Source organism: Streptomyces mutabilis (genome assembly GCF_046628145.1).
Classification (GTDB): domain Bacteria; phylum Actinomycetota; class Actinomycetes; order Streptomycetales; family Streptomycetaceae; genus Streptomyces; species Streptomyces mutabilis.
Genome location: NZ_CP176875.1, coordinates 33371 through 47198 on the forward strand (window position 1 = coordinate 33371; position 13828 = coordinate 47198).

The 13828-nt window shown below is 69.3% G+C and carries 12 protein-coding genes; 7 read left to right on the forward strand and 5 right to left on the reverse strand.

Annotated elements, in window-relative coordinates:
- The first annotated feature begins 132 nt into the window (after nucleotides 1-132).
- The 3 genes from ACLIN4_RS36235 to ACLIN4_RS36245 are packed head-to-tail and all read left to right on the forward strand — an operon-like array spanning nucleotide 133 to nucleotide 3061.
- Complete coding sequence (locus ACLIN4_RS36235) at nucleotides 133-1128, forward strand: bifunctional DNA primase/polymerase (protein WP_289911803.1); 996 nt, start codon at nucleotides 133-135, stop codon at nucleotides 1126-1128.
- A complete protein-coding gene (locus ACLIN4_RS36240; RefSeq protein WP_107477338.1) occupies nucleotides 1125-2660 on the forward strand; it encodes a DNA primase family protein in 1536 nt (511 codons plus the stop codon). The genes ACLIN4_RS36235 and ACLIN4_RS36240 overlap by 4 nt, the downstream gene beginning before the upstream one ends.
- Nucleotides 2657-3061, forward strand: coding sequence for a DUF6009 family protein (locus ACLIN4_RS36245; protein ID WP_107477337.1), 405 nt, complete (start codon nucleotides 2657-2659; stop codon nucleotides 3059-3061). Before ACLIN4_RS36240 ends, ACLIN4_RS36245 begins: the two co-directional genes overlap by 4 nt.
- A gap of 84 nt (nucleotides 3062-3145) precedes the next feature.
- Here the strand turns inward: ACLIN4_RS36245 and ACLIN4_RS36250 are convergent, their stop codons facing one another.
- Complete coding sequence (locus tag ACLIN4_RS36250; protein ID WP_257003119.1) at nucleotides 3146-3469, reverse strand: replication initiation protein, RepL2; 324 nt, start codon at nucleotides 3467-3469, stop codon at nucleotides 3146-3148.
- Entirely contained in the window at nucleotides 3469-3948 is a 480-nt protein-coding gene (locus tag ACLIN4_RS36255) for a MarR family transcriptional regulator (protein ID WP_100046449.1), read from the reverse strand. Before ACLIN4_RS36255 ends, ACLIN4_RS36250 begins: the two co-directional genes overlap by 1 nt.
- Before the next feature lie 638 nt (nucleotides 3949-4586).
- On the opposite strand from ACLIN4_RS36255, the gene ACLIN4_RS36260 reads away from it, so the two are divergent.
- The 3 genes from ACLIN4_RS36260 to ACLIN4_RS36270 all read left to right on the forward strand — a co-directional run bounded on the left by ACLIN4_RS36260 (nucleotide 4587) and on the right by ACLIN4_RS36270 (nucleotide 6973).
- The gene (locus tag ACLIN4_RS36260; RefSeq protein ID WP_411576832.1) at nucleotides 4587-5165 is read left to right on the forward strand and encodes a hypothetical protein; all 579 of its coding nucleotides are present in this window, start codon (nucleotides 4587-4589) and stop codon (nucleotides 5163-5165) included.
- 1002 nt (nucleotides 5166-6167) lie between these two features.
- Nucleotides 6168-6653, forward strand: coding sequence for a helix-turn-helix domain-containing protein (locus ACLIN4_RS36265; RefSeq protein ID WP_107477334.1), 486 nt, complete (start codon nucleotides 6168-6170; stop codon nucleotides 6651-6653).
- A 2-nt stretch (nucleotides 6654-6655) separates the two neighbouring features.
- Nucleotides 6656-6973 (forward strand): hypothetical protein, encoded by a 318-nt coding sequence (locus ACLIN4_RS36270; RefSeq protein WP_179342378.1) that lies wholly within the window; start codon nucleotides 6656-6658, stop codon nucleotides 6971-6973.
- 170 nt (nucleotides 6974-7143) lie between these two features.
- On the opposite strand, the gene ACLIN4_RS36275 is transcribed toward ACLIN4_RS36270, so the two are convergent.
- On the reverse strand, nucleotides 7144-8016 hold the full coding sequence (locus ACLIN4_RS36275; RefSeq protein WP_411576833.1) for a helix-turn-helix transcriptional regulator: 873 nt from the start codon (nucleotides 8014-8016) through the stop codon (nucleotides 7144-7146).
- Nucleotides 8017-8119: 103 nt separating this feature from the next.
- On the opposite strand from ACLIN4_RS36275, the gene ACLIN4_RS36280 reads away from it, so the two are divergent.
- Complete coding sequence (locus ACLIN4_RS36280) at nucleotides 8120-9646, forward strand: MFS transporter (protein WP_107477332.1); 1527 nt, start codon at nucleotides 8120-8122, stop codon at nucleotides 9644-9646.
- Between the two features lie 72 nt (nucleotides 9647-9718).
- Here ACLIN4_RS36280 and ACLIN4_RS36285 read toward each other — a convergent pair whose 3' ends face one another.
- Together ACLIN4_RS36285 and dnaE are read right to left on the reverse strand one after the other, a co-directional pair.
- Nucleotides 9719-10072, reverse strand: a complete 354-nt coding sequence (locus ACLIN4_RS36285) for a DUF6300 family protein (protein ID WP_107477331.1) — start codon at nucleotides 10070-10072, stop codon at nucleotides 9719-9721.
- Nucleotides 10069-13671, reverse strand: a complete 3603-nt coding sequence (gene dnaE / locus ACLIN4_RS36290; protein ID WP_381914222.1) for a DNA polymerase III subunit alpha — start codon at nucleotides 13669-13671, stop codon at nucleotides 10069-10071. The genes ACLIN4_RS36285 and dnaE overlap by 4 nt, the downstream gene beginning before the upstream one ends.
- Nucleotides 13672-13828: the final 157 nt, after the last annotated feature.

A 13828-nucleotide genomic window follows, 5' to 3' on the forward strand; every position in this document is an offset into this window, starting at 1 on the left:
AGTCGCTTGGGTCGCTGACGGGGGGTGCGGATGGCCTCTGAGCTGGGGGACTCTCATAGCTGTGCGCCACGGCGGGCTTCCGGGGGACGGTCGCTGGCCATCGCCCGGTGGTGTGCCGGTCGGGGCTGGCCCGTGCATCCGCTCGCTCCGGGACGCAAGACCCCGGCGGGCAACTGCGACGCCTGCCGGGCACCGGGGCACACCCACCGGGGGTGCGGCTGTCCGGCCGCCGGTCGCTGGTGCCACGGGTTCCACGCCGCCACCCTCGACAGCGCCCGCATCGAGCAGTGGTGGGGCGCCGGCTCGCACCTGGGGGTCGGGATCGCCTGCGGGCCCGCCGGGCTCGTGGTGCTCGACATCGACGCGCACGAATGCCGTCTGCCGCAGCGGGACCGGCTGTTGCCCGGCGTCCGGATCGACGCGAGCGTCGATCTGACGGGACTGTCCAACGGCTTCCACACGCTCGGCGTCCTGGCGGCTCTGCGGGGCCGTGTGAGCCCGGCGGACGACGACACCACCCTGCGGGTCCGCACCCCCTCGGGGGGCCTGCACGTGTGGTACCGGGCCCATCGCGGCCACCGCTGGCAGTGCTCCACCGGCTCGGGCGGACGGGCGCTGGCCTGGCAGGTCGACGTACGGGCGCACGGCGGCTACATCGTCGCCCCCGGGACCGTCACCGAAGCCGGGACGTACGAGCCCGTGGGCGGCGTGCGGGAGCCCGCGCTGCTGCCGGCCTGGCTGGTCCGTGAACTGGAGCGCACCGGCCATCTGCCGCCCGTACGCGTCCCGGCGCCCCGGCCGGTGCCGCCACGGGCCCGTCAGGCCGTCCTGGCGGCCGGTGGCGGCCGGGACGGCACGAGCGGCCTCCTGGCACCCTTACTGGCCGAGGTGGCCGCCTGTGCCGCCGTACCCGAGGGCGCAGCCTTCTCCGAGAAGCTCAACCGCGCCGCGTACACCGCCGGGGGACTGGTCGCCGCCGGCAGGCTGGAGGCCGGGGAGGCGGAACGCCTGCTGCGGGAGACGGCCGAACTCGCCCGCCCCGGTCAGCGGCGACGCTGTGCGGCCATCATCCGCAGCGGTCTGGACGCGGGCGTACGGCGCCCGCTGCACCTGGGAGGCCGTGCATGACGCCAGGGGAGGACGACACCCTCTTCGACCCGCAGGCGGTCGCCGCGCAGATCCTGCTCAGCGAGCCCGAGCAGCCTTCCTGGCCGAGCGGCACGAACGGCCGGGGTCCCGGGGTGCCGGGCCCGTCCCCGGCCGCGGAGGGGGAGGCCACCGCCGACGGGCTGCTACCGGACACCCTCAGCGACCGCGGCAACGCCAAGCTGTTCGTCAAGCTGTACGCCGGTGACTACCGGCACGTCCCCGGGCTCGGCTGGTTCCGGTGGGACAGCACCCGCTGGCTGATGGACGAGGACGACACCGTGATGTGGGCGGCGGGCGACCTGGCCGAGTCCCTGGCGACCACCGATCCCCGCGGCCACTTCTCCACCTCCGCACTGCAGCAGCACCGGCGGCGGGCGCTGAGCACCAGCGGCATGAACGCGATGCTCACCCAGGCGAGATCCGCACCGGGCATGGTGCTCAACGCAGCGCTGCTGGACGCCGACCCGTACGCCCTGTGCACCCCGGGCGGCATCGTCGACCTGCGCACCGGCACGATCCGCGGGCCCGAGCCGGACAAGGACTTCCACTCCCGGTCCACCACCGCCGCTCCGGAGCCGATGCCGACCCCGCGCTGGCACCGGTTCCTCACCGACACCTTCGGTGCCGGTCCCGCGGGCGCGGAGATGATCGACTTCCTGCACCTGCTGCTCGGCTACTCCATCACCGGAGACGTCGGCGGGCAGGTGATGCCGTTCCTGTTCGGGTCCGGCAAGAACGGCAAGTCGGTGCTGCTGGACGTCCTGATGAAGCTCCTGGGCGACTACGCCGACGCGGCCCCGCCCGGGTTCCTGATGGCCCGGCCGTACGAGGGGCACCCCACCGACCTCGCCGAACTCCACGGCCGGCGCGTCATCGTGTGCAGCGAGGTCAAACCGGGCGACCGCTTCGACGAGGCCCGCGTGAAGCTGTTGACCGGCGGCGACCGCATCAAGGCCCGCCGGATGCGGCAGGACTTCTTCAGCTTCGCCCCGACCCACAAGCTGTGGCTGCTGGGCAACCACCGGCCCGAGGTCGGCACCGGCGGCTTCGCGTTCTGGCGCCGGATGCGGCTCATCCCGTTCGAGCACGTGGTGTCCGACGACCACAAGATCGACAACCTGGCGGACATCCTCGTCACCGAGGAGGGACCGGGCATCCTCAACTGGCTCATCGTGGGCGCCCGTCGCTACTTGGCGGGGGAGAAGGACCTCACCGGCCCCGAACGGGTGCGGATCGCCACGACCGCCTACGCCGAGACGGAGGACCACACCGGCCGGTTCCTGAGCGAATCGTGCCGGCTGGAGCCCTCCCAGCGGGCCGAACAGGCTCAGCTCTACGCCGCTTACAAGAGCTGGTGCCAGAATGAGGGCGTCCCGGCGGTCTCGTCCCGGGCCTTCGCGGCGCGGGTCCGTGAGGTGGTGGGACTGGCTTCGCCCAAGGAGATGATCCTCTCCAACCAGCGGAAGTACTACCCGGGAATCGGACTGGTCGCCGACGAGGAGACAGCATGAGCGCCCTCATCGCAGAGGACGAGATCTTCCACGAGGCCGAGCTCGTCTGGCTGGAGGACATAGCCGCGCTCGACTACGTCCGTCAGAGCCTGGACCGTCTGCCCACTCGGCGGGGCAAGCCCGCGTACCACCGCGACGGCCGGATGGTCGGCTACGCCGTGCTGGGCCCGCAGGCGAGGCCGTCCCGCTCGTCCGGGACCTTCCGGCGTCGGGTCTTCTGGCTGCTCCCGCACGATCGGGACACGGTTCCCGAAGGTCTGTACGCCACGGGCGCGCCCGCGGAGGCGGTCGACCCGCGGACACTGGAGCCGGGCCGCAAGGGGCGCAAGACGGAACGTTCGGAGGGCGGTCCGCTGTCACCGGCGGTGGGGGAGGCGGGTGGCGCACTGCCGCTGTGGTGAACCGTCACCCCGCGACGCTCCCGCCCTTCACCCATGGAGAAACGATCCGACTCCAGAGTCGGATCGCTTCACGGCATCGCCCCTTCAGCTGCCGACGGCTCGCAGGTGACGTCCGGCCTGGCCGCGGTCCTCGAAGAGGGCCGGGGAGAGCCGGTAGTGCTTGACGCTGCCCACACTGCCCGTCACCTCCAGCCAGCCTGCCTCGAGCAGCTCCTTGCGGGTGCGGGAGAGCACCGGCGGTGTCATTCCCGCTGTGGCGGCCAGCGTGCTGGCCTTGATCATCACCGTTCCGTCGGGACGCTGCTCCGAGGACGCGTAGAGCATGACCACGATGCGCTGGTTCGGGCTGAGGACGCGCCCGGTCTTCTTCAGCAGGTACTGCACGTCTGCCGCGTCATGAATCCTCATCAGGCCTCGCCCTTCTTCCCACGCCGACGGACACGGGGCTCTCGCACCTTGGTCTCCGGAGGGTTCCAGTCCTTCACGGCTTCGCGGTGTGCGAAGCCGGTACCGATAAATGCAAGGTAAGGCGTGCACCTGTAGAAGGTCGTCCGCCCCAGCCCGCCTGCCTCCACGAGCAGCCGAGCCTGCTTGAGCACTTTCACCGCCCTGGACAAGGCGTCCGCGCTCATGCCCAGTTCCTCCGCGATGGCGGAGCCCGTACGCATGACGGCCTCCTCGCTCGTCTCCGTGGCGAACCAGTACCAGACCAGGACGCGAAACTCCCGGTCGGTCAGGCCCGAGGCCGCCGAGGCGAGCTCCCGGCCCTTGCGGATCCCCACGTTGATGTGAGCCCCGTCGAACGCGTAGCTGGCGCGGTGTACCTCCTCGAACTCTCCTGTGTCCTGATCGACCAGGGCGAGGATCTTTCGCGCCTGCTCCGTCATGTGAGGGCCGTCCCTGCAAGTCGGTATGGGGTCGGCAAGCGATCAGGCCCGGGGAGCGGATCACTTACCAGGACGAGCATTACCACATTGCTAAGCGATGCCGCTGCACAGTCGGATCGACGTGCGAGGTGAGCAGGCCGCCGGAGTGTGCACATAGCTAACTGATCCGACTCTGGAGTCGGGTTGATCCGACTCTGGAATCGGGTAACCCGACTCCAGGATCGGCATACCCGATCCTGGAGTCGGATCGCCTCGCGCATTTTCGCAGGTCAGATGCGCTTTCGGGGTTACGCTCTCTTACTGCATGAAGGTGCCCCGGCTCACGCGTCGTCGGGCAGGCCCTGAGCGCCTGCGCGAGCACCGGTTCTCGGGCGTGTCACGCACAGGCCGTCACCGAGGCGCGGGTCGACCGGGGCTCAGGTGACGCAGCAACAGGAAGGCGTGGCTGGCCGGGTCTGTGGCTGAGGTGGCACACGCGCGCCCGGCCGCTCGGCTGACCCGCCGTCGTGGCGGACTGGTTCGTGGCTGAGGACGCAGGTGGTTCCGGGGCCGGGCCGTCGACGACAGCGGATGAGGAACACAGCCGTGGCGTCTGTCGGTGAGAACGCGTTTCCCGGTCGTCGCCGGAGGCCGTCATCATGAGGGGCGTGGACTACAGCCTTGTCATCGCGGCCGCCCAGGCCGCCGGCCCCTGCCCGGTCGGCGAAGAACCGTCCTGGGGCCGCCGGGTACACGCTCTGACCGTCGACCTGCACCTGATCGCCCAGCAGGCGGCGCAGGACATCGACCGGTTGGAGAGCGCCTCGCGGTTCGTGGCGTTCCTGGAGGACGTCGAGATCGAGGAGTCCAGCCGCCGGGGCCTGCTCACCTTGCGTTCCACGGCCGGGGAGACCGAGCACATCCGCACCGAGCAGCAGGAGACCGACCGCGGCCGCGACCTCATCGAGCGGGCCCGCAGCCTGCGGGGCCGATGGGTGCTGGTCTTCCGGTACAACGAGAAGGCCTCCGCGACCAAGAGCGTACGCATGCTCGCCCACCTCATGGACCTGGGCGACGGCGCCATCGCCGTGAACCTGGCGAAGAAGATCCTGCTCGACGACGCCGGCGGCGCGGTTCCCCGCGCGCAGTCCGCGTGGACCGAGGCCGGCCTGCCGGACACCGGCGCTGTCTCCGTCGAGCAACTGCAACAGGCAAGGGCCAAGCTACAAGGCGAGTGAACGCCCCCGCGCCGGGCCGATCCCCCGCGGCTCCCTTCGGCCATCAGACCCGCCCAGCTCCATCGCGAACGTGCCCGTCTCCATGAGCACCGGCAGCTGGACCCCGTTCCCGTACTTCTGACGGCTGTGGACCGGCAGGGCGACCTGGGACAGCGGAGCGGACAACTCGGCGCCGCATCCCGCACACACGAAGACGATCACAAGCCCTCCCCTGGGATGACGAGCACCGCCTCAGCTCGCCGGAGGCGGTCCGGTCGGATACCCATGTCCATGAGGTGATGTCCCCCCAGGCAACAGCAGACCTCCGCCCTCCTCAAAACCACACCCCCACAGAACCCGTAAGGCAGTGGGACCACCCCCTCCCAGCGCGGACGAACACGATCCCGCTCCTCAGTACAACCGCGGTTCGATCCTCAGCCTGCGACAGCCCGCCGAAGTGATACGTGCAGACTCCCGAATCGGCGCGCGTGTGCCTCCGCAACCCACCCCGGGCCTCCGCCACGTTCCGTAACTGCTGAGACCGGTGGGCGAGACGAGCCGAGGAGGTCCGACGGCCTGAGGGGCACCCCGAGGAACGGAGCGCTTGCGCGAGTACCGCAGGGCTTCCCGTACGGAGGGTTCCGTTGAGGTTCCTTCCCCTGTATGGAGAGTGCGTAGCCTCCCCGACGCTTTGACCTGCGAAAACGCCCCCTCGATAGGCATCCTGGGATGCCCATATCGGCATCCTAGAGTGCCGATATCGGCATCCTAGGATGCCGATACATGTCGTCAGTGGTCATGTCGTCAGTGGTCATCGAAGGAACCGGGAGGTTCCACCGATGACCTGTGGTGACATGACCCGGTTGGTCATCGAAGGAACCTCAGGATTCCTTCGATGACCCTGAGCGACATGTCGCCCCGGGTATGTGAAGGAAACGCCACGCTCCCTCGGTTACCCCACACGACATGTCGCCAGTGGTAATGTCCCGGCTGTCAGAGACAAGCCCAGGTCAGGGGTCGCAAGTGCCAAATCAGGGCCGCAGTGGACGCAGCCGTGCGCTGGTCAACACCGCGACTGGTGAGGTCCACGAGCTGCTGGAACCAGAAGACGAGGGCGCCCCACGCCGGTCCTACTCCTTCGGCGGACGGCACGGGCAGTTCAGCTTCGAACGAGTCCTCGCCATGCTCGCGGCTGATTCCGGAATCACCGGTAACGAGTTTCGGCTGTTCTTCTACTGCGGGATCATGACGTACAACGGGAAGGGTGGTGCCACAGCGGTGGAGGCCGCCGACTTCCTTGGACTGACCCCGCAGGCGACGAGGAGGATGGCGAAGAAGCTGGCCGAGCACAAGATGCTCCTGGTGGCCGATGTGATCGGCCGGACCATCAAGTACCGGGTGACTCCGCATATCGTCTCCAGTCTCTCCGGACGGGAACAATCCGAAGAGGCAGCCGCCTACCACCTGCCGACCCTGCCGGGCCGTCCGGCGCAGCGACGAAGGGCCTGACCATGGCACGCAACAGTCCATACCCAGAGCTCGAAGCCCTGCAGGCGCGCATAAGCGATCTCTCCCACCTCAAGCAGAACGTGCTGATGACCTACGCGATCCTGGGCGGCTTGGACAGCAGCGTCGAGCGCACCGCGGCCGAGCTGGCTGAGCTGATCGGCGTACCCGCGCCGCACTTTTCCCGGGCCCGACGCGAGCTCGAGGCAGCCGGCTACCTGGAGTGCACGCACACCATGGGCCAGGTGAAGTTCTTCCGCCTGGGCGAAGCGGCAACCGCGCGGCAGGTCGTGGTCCCCCTGCTGAACCGGCCGACCGGCTGAGCGAGCACACCCGTCGAGAGAGGGTCGCGGGATGCGCGAGGGACGCAACGTTCTCTCGCGCTTCTCCGCCTCTCGCGCTTCTCCGCCTCTCGCGTCATTCCGACACCCGCCTGCCGGGCGTCGTACGGGGGCGGGCCGTCGGGCGCTCCGACCGCTCAGTACGGCACGGTTCAGGGCCGTACCAGCGGCTCCCGCTCGTCGGCCCGCCCGCTCTGCTGGGTCAGGACCCGCAGCGCGTCGGAGGACGTCGAGTCGTTCGCGGTGTAGATCTCGACCCGGTGGTCGGGGCTGTCGGGCTGGAGCCACACCTGGTAGTCCACGTTGACGGCACCGACCGTGGGGTGCTGCAGGTGCATGGCGCCGACGGTGCAGTCGGAGACGTCACCGGTGGCCCACATCGTCGCGAAGTCGTCGCTGCGCATGGTGAGTTCCCCGATCAGACCGGCGAGCCGGGCATCGGTCGGATACCGGCCCGCGGTGAGCCGCAGGTAGGCGACGTGGACGCGGGCCAGCTCGTGCCAGTTGCGGTACATGTCGCGGGTGTGGGGGTCGAGGAAGAACATCCGGGGGATCGACGGACGCTGCTGCGGGTCCTTCGGGGCCGCGTAGCAGACGTGCTCGGCGACGAGCGCGTGCCCGGTGCGGTTCCACGCGAGCACGTCCCCACGCCTGCCCAGGACGACCGCGGGAGTGGCCTCCCCGAGCGACTCGAGAAGCCTGAGGACACGCGGATGCGGCTCCTCGAAGGGCGGTTCGCTCAGACCGGGCTTCGCGGACTGCCGGGCGAGATTGTGCAGGTGGACGGTCTCCACCTGGTCGAGCCTGAGCACCCGGGCCAGCGCGTCGAGCACCTGCTCGGACGCCGTCTCGGCCTGCCCCTGCTCCAGACGCGTGTAGTACCCCGCGCTCACTCCGGCGAGCTGAGCGAGCTCTTCACGCCTGAGACCGGGGACCCGGCGGGAAGTGCCGTAGGTGCGCAGGCCGATCTCGGCCGGAGTGACCCGATCACGGCGGCTCTTCAGGAACGTTCCGAGGCTCTCCACGCGTCCGAGCCTAAGACGCGGGCCGGGCCCGTGGGTGTACCTGTCAGGTGTACCCACGGCACGGGGATGGCTGCGGACCCCCGGGTGCCGGACCGTCGGCAACATGACTCAACAGCCTGCGCACACCCCACCCCGCCTGCGGGCCTGGCTCGGGCTCGCGGTGATCCTCGGCCCGGTCCTGCTGGTCTCCATGGACGGCTCGATCCTGTTCCTCGCCATGCCGAGCATCACCGAGGCCGTCTCGCCCACCGCCGACCAGGCCCTGTGGATCCTGGACATCTACGGCTTCGCCGTGGGCTCCCTGCTGGTCGCCTTCGGCAGCATCGGTGACCGCTACGGCCGCCTGAGGCTCCTGATGATCGGCGCGACCGTGTTCGGCATCGGATCCGCAGGGGCGGCGTTCGCACCCGACCCGGAGCTGCTCATCGCCTGCCGGGCGCTCATGGGCGTGGCAGGCGCGACCCTGCTGCCCTCCGCGCTCGCGGTGCTGAGCGAACTGTTCCCCGACCCGAAGCAGCGCGCCCGGGCGATCGGCATCTTCGCCGCCGCGTTCGCGGCCGGGTTCGCCATCGGCCCGGTCGTCGGCGGCACACTGCTCGGACAGTTCTGGTGGGGCTCGGTGTTCCTGGTCAACCTGCCCGTCATCGTCGCCTTCCTGCTGTTCGCGCCGGTCCTGCTGCGCGAAGTACGGGCGACCCGGACCGGCCGCATCGACCTGCTCAGCGTCATGGCCTCCGCCGGCGGCCTGCTGCTGACGATCTACGGCGTCAAACACCTGGCCGCGGACGGCTTCTCGGTCCTGCCGGTCGTGACGGGACTCCTCGGCCTCGCGACCCTGACGTTCTTCGTGCTCCGCCAGCGGCACCTGGAGGACCCGCTGATCGACTTCTCCCTGTTCCGCGACCGCACCTTCACGATCGCGGTCATCACCGGACTGCTGCCGCTGGCGGCGTGGTCGGCGACGGCCTACCTGTCCGGCATCTACCTTCAGTCCGTCCTGGGACTGAGCGTCCTGCACGCGGCACTGCTCGCGCTCCCCGGAGCGGCGGTCCTCACCGTCACCTGCGTCGTCACCCCCGCCTTCGTCGAACGCATCGGCAAGAAGGCCGCACTCGTCATCTGCCACTTCGCCGTCGCGGGCGGCCTCCTTCTGCTCCTGCCCACCACCGTCACCGGAGGCGTCGGCTGGTACGTCGCCTCGACCGTGATCGCCGGAGTCGGGTACGGCATCTCCTTCAGTGTCGTCGCCGACACCGCGGTCGGCGCGGTCCCCGCGGAGCGCGCGGGTTCGGCCGGCGCGATCGCGGAGACCAGCAACGAGATCGGCAACGCCCTCGGCATCGCGCTCCTCGGGTCGCTCGCCGCCCTGCTCTTCCGCGTCCAGGGGCCCGACCTCGCCCCCACCCTGGACGAGACGCTCCAGCTGCCGGACCTCGTGCCCGCGGCGCTCCGCGACGCCAAGGACGCCTTCGTCACCGGCCTGCACGCCGCCGCCGTGGTCGCCGGCCTGCTCCATGCCGCGCTCGGGGCGGCCACTCTGCGCCGGCTCTCCAGGCCGACGACCGCCGCCCCCGGCTCGTCGGGCACCACCGGCCGGCCCGCGCACGAGCACCTGGCGGGCAAGCCCTGACCGGACCCGTGCCACCCTGCACCGCTCCGGCGGTCCCTGCTGAAGCTCACTCCCGACGGTGCGGACTCGGTGTCACGGCAGCTCACCGTGGAGTCGGTGAGCGTGTTCCTCACTTCGCAAACGACCCATGTCGACTCCGCGCTGCCGTACCGCCTCGACCCAGGCGACCACGTGGCCACCGAAGTCGGCGACACGCAGGGCGGGAATCTCCTCGTCAACGGAGAGGAACGCCAGCAGGTCGTCCGCCGACCTGTCACCGCTGTCGCAGGCCGGGCACAGGTCCGCCTCCCGGAAGCCCTGGACAGCGTGCCCGGAGATGTTCGTCCATGAATGACCGAACCGGACACGGAGCAGTGCCGCGCCTCCGCAGCGGGCGCACGGGGGCACCTCCTCGACCCGGACGGCGATCTCATCACCGTCGGTCATGCCACACCGTGCCAGGTGTCCTGACCGAAGGAGCCCTTGATGTCGGAGGCGATCGTGGCCGCGTTCACCATCGACCGCAGCAGGTAGACGGTGGTCTTCTGAGGGCCGCGTACGGAGAGATGGACAGGGCTTTCGCCCGGGTGAGCGCCCATGATCCGCTTGAGTTCCCTGACCATCGGCTCGTTGACGCGGTGGTACGGGAACGCCAGCTGGACCGGTGCCGCTCCGCTGCGCTCGGCGGCCGTCACGTCGAGGACCTGGAGTTCCTGGCCGAAGATGCTGATGGCGCCGTCGCGGTCGTTGATGCGCCCCTGGACGGAGATCACGCTGTCCTCCACCAGCGCGCCCAGCACGAGCTGGTAGGTCGCGGGGAAGAAGAGGACCTCGATCGTGCCGTCGCGGTCGGCGAGGTTCACGATGGCCCAGGCGTTGCCCTGCTTGGTCACCTTGTTCTGGACGCTGGTGATGAGCCCGGACAGCCGCACCGTTCCCTCGGTCCGCCCGGAGGCCAGCAGGTCGGGGATGGTGGTGTCCCGGTGGGCGGCGAGGATGTGCTCGGTGCCGTCCAGGGGGTGGGCGGAGACGTACATGCCGAGCATCTCGCGCTCGGTGGACAGGAGTTGCTTGCGCGGCCATTCGCCGTCGTCGATCCGCACGTCCAGGCCGAAGCCGGACTCGCCGTCACCGTCGGTGCCGCCGCCCAGCCCGGCGAAGAGGTCGTCCTGGCCGTAGGCCGCGGCCTTCTTCAGGGGTACGACCGCGTCGATGGCCGTCTCGTGCACGGCACACAGTCCCCTGCGGGTGTGTCCGAGCGAGTCGAAGGCGCCGGCTTTGATGAGCGATTCGATGGCCCGCTTGTTGAGGGCCGGCAGGTCGGCCTTGTCGAGGAAGTCGGCGAAGCAGGTGAACTTCCCCTTGGTCTTCCGGGCGGTGATGACCGCGTCGATGACGTTGTCGCCGACGTTGCGGACGGAGCGCAGGCCGAAGCGCACGTCGTCGCCGACGGCCGTGAACTCGGCGACGGACTCGTTGACGTCCGGCGGGAGGACGGTGACGCCGAGCTTGCGGGCGTCGGCCAGGTAGATGCCGGCCTTGTCCTTGTCGTCGCCGACGGACGTCAGCAGCGCCGCCATGTACTCGGCCGGGTAGTTGGCCTTCAGGTACGCCGTCCAGTAGGAGACGAGACCGTAGCCGGCGGTGTGGGACTTGTTGAAGGCGTAGCCGGAGAAGGGGAGCATCACGTCCCAGATGGCCTTGATGGCCTCCTCCGAGTAGCTGTTGGCGGCCATGCCGTCGTGGAACTTCTCCCACTCGGCGGCCAGGACCTCGGGCTTCTTCTTGCCCATCGCGCGGCGCAGCATGTCGGCGCCGCCGAGCGTGTAGCCGGCCAGGGTCCGGGCGATGGCCATGATCTGCTCCTGGAAGATGAGCAGGTGGTGGGTGGAGCCCAGGATCGGGTCGAGTACTTCCTTGAGCTCCGGGTGGATCGGGTCGGGTTCCTGCTTGCCGTTCTGCCGCAGCGCGTAGTTCGTGTGCGCGTTGGCGGCCATCGGACCGGGCCGGTACAGGGCGAGGGCGGCGGCGATGTCCTCGAACCGGGTCGGTTCCATCAGCTTGAGCAGCGCCCGCATGCCGCCGCCGTCGAGCTGGAACACGCCGAAGGTGTCGCCGCGGCCGAGCAGCTCGAAGGTCTTCTTGTCGTCCAGGGGGATGACGACGGTGCCGGTGTCGCCGTCCATCGGGTCGACGGTGGCGAGTCTGACGCCGCGGTTCTCGCGGATGTTCTCGATGGCGTGGTCGATGACGCCCAGGTTCCGCAGGCCCAGGAAGTCCATCTTGACCAGCCCCATGTTCTCGCAACTGGGGTAGTCGAAGCCGGTGATCTTCACGCCGTCGGAGGCGCGCATGTGCAGTGGGATGCGGTCGGTGAGCCTGGTCTTGGACAGGATGACGGCGGCCGCGTGCACGCCGGTGCCGCGGGTAAGGCCCTCGACGCCCTTGGCGGTGTCGATGACCGTCTTGACGTCCGGCTCGTTCTCGTACATCGTCCGGATCTCGCCGGCCTCGCCGTAGCGCGGGTGCTCGGGGTCGAAGATCCCGTCCAGGGGGATCGACTTGCCCATGATGTCCGGCGGCAGCGCCTTGGTGATCCGTTCACCGTGGCTGAAGGGATAGCCGAGGATCCGCGAGGAGTCCTTGATCGCGTTCTTGGCCTTGATCTTGCCGAACGTGTTCACCATGGCGGTGTACTCGTCGCCGTACTTCTCGGTGACGTACCGGACCATCTTGTCGCGCTGACGGTCGTCGAAGTCGAGGTCGACGTCCGGCGGGTTGATCCGCTCCGGGTTGAGGAACCGCTCGAAGAGCAGGCCGTGCTCCAGGGGGCACAGCTCGGTGATGCGGGTCGCGTAGGCGACGATCGAGCCGGTGGCGGAGCCGCGCCCCGGGCCGACGGGCACGCCGTTGTCCCGGGCGTACTTGCAGATGTCCGCGACCACGAGGAAGTACGAGGAGAACCCCATCGGACCGATGACCGACATCTCGGTCTCGAAGCGCTCCATGACCTCCGCCGGCACGGGATCGCCGTAACGCATGGCGAGGCCGGCCAGGACCTCCTTGCGCAGCCAGGACTCCTGGGTCTCCCCGTCGGGCACGTCGGGGAACTGCGGCATCTCGTCGACGTTGTCGAAGACCTCGTCGTACGACCCGACCCGCTCGGCGATCAGGAGCGTGTTGTCGCAGGCCTCGGGCAACTCCGCGAACAGGGCCCGCATCTCGGCGGCGGACTTCAGGTAGTAGCCGCTGCCGTTGAAGCGGAACCGCTTCTCGTCGGCCTTGTTCTTGCCCACGCCGATGCAGAGCAGATTGTCGTGCGCGTCGGCCTGGCTCTCGTGGATGTAGTGCGCGTCGTTGGTGGCCAGGAGCGGAATGTCCAGCTCCTTGGCCAGGCGCAGCAGCCCTTCCCGCACATCCCGCTCGATGGACAGACCGTGGTCCATCAGCTCCAGGAAGTAGTTCTCCTTGCCGAAGATGTCCTGGTAGGCGGAGGCGACCTGCCTGGCCTCGTCGTACTGGTTGAGGCGGAGCCGTGTCTGGACGGCGCCGGACGGGCATCCGGTGGTCGCGATGACGCCCTCGGCGTGCTCGGAGATCAGCTCCATGTCCATGCGGGGCTTGCCCGCCGGGAACTGACCTGTGTACGAGGCCTCCGTGGACATGTAGAAGAGGTTCCGCAGACCCTGTGCCCCCGTCGCCCACATGGTCATGTGAGTGAAGCGGCCACCACCACTGACGTCCTTCGATCCCTCGCCGTCGTCCGACATGGCCCGCTGGCCGCCGGGCCCCCAGAACTCCTGCCGCCGGTTCCGGCGCGAGGAGGGGGCCACGTACGCCTCGATCCCGATGATCGGCCTGACCGAGCCGAAGCTCTTGGCCACCTGCTGGAACTCGTACGCGCCGAACATGTTGCCGTGGTCGCTCATGGCCACGGCCGGCATGCCCTGCCGGTCCACTTCGGCGAACATCGGCTTCAGCTTCTGAGCGCCGTCGAGCATCGAGTATTCGGTGTGATTGTGCAGGTGAACAAAGCTGTCGGCCACCAGGCGAGCACCTCCGAGAGCAGTCTCGTGAAGCCCGAACCTTATCCCCGGAGACAAGATCGATTCGGGGCCCTACGCCGCTCGTCGGAGCGCATCAACGGGGTGCAGTACGGGTGACCTTGGCCTATCGCGTGGGGAGGGGGGAGCGCGCTCGGCG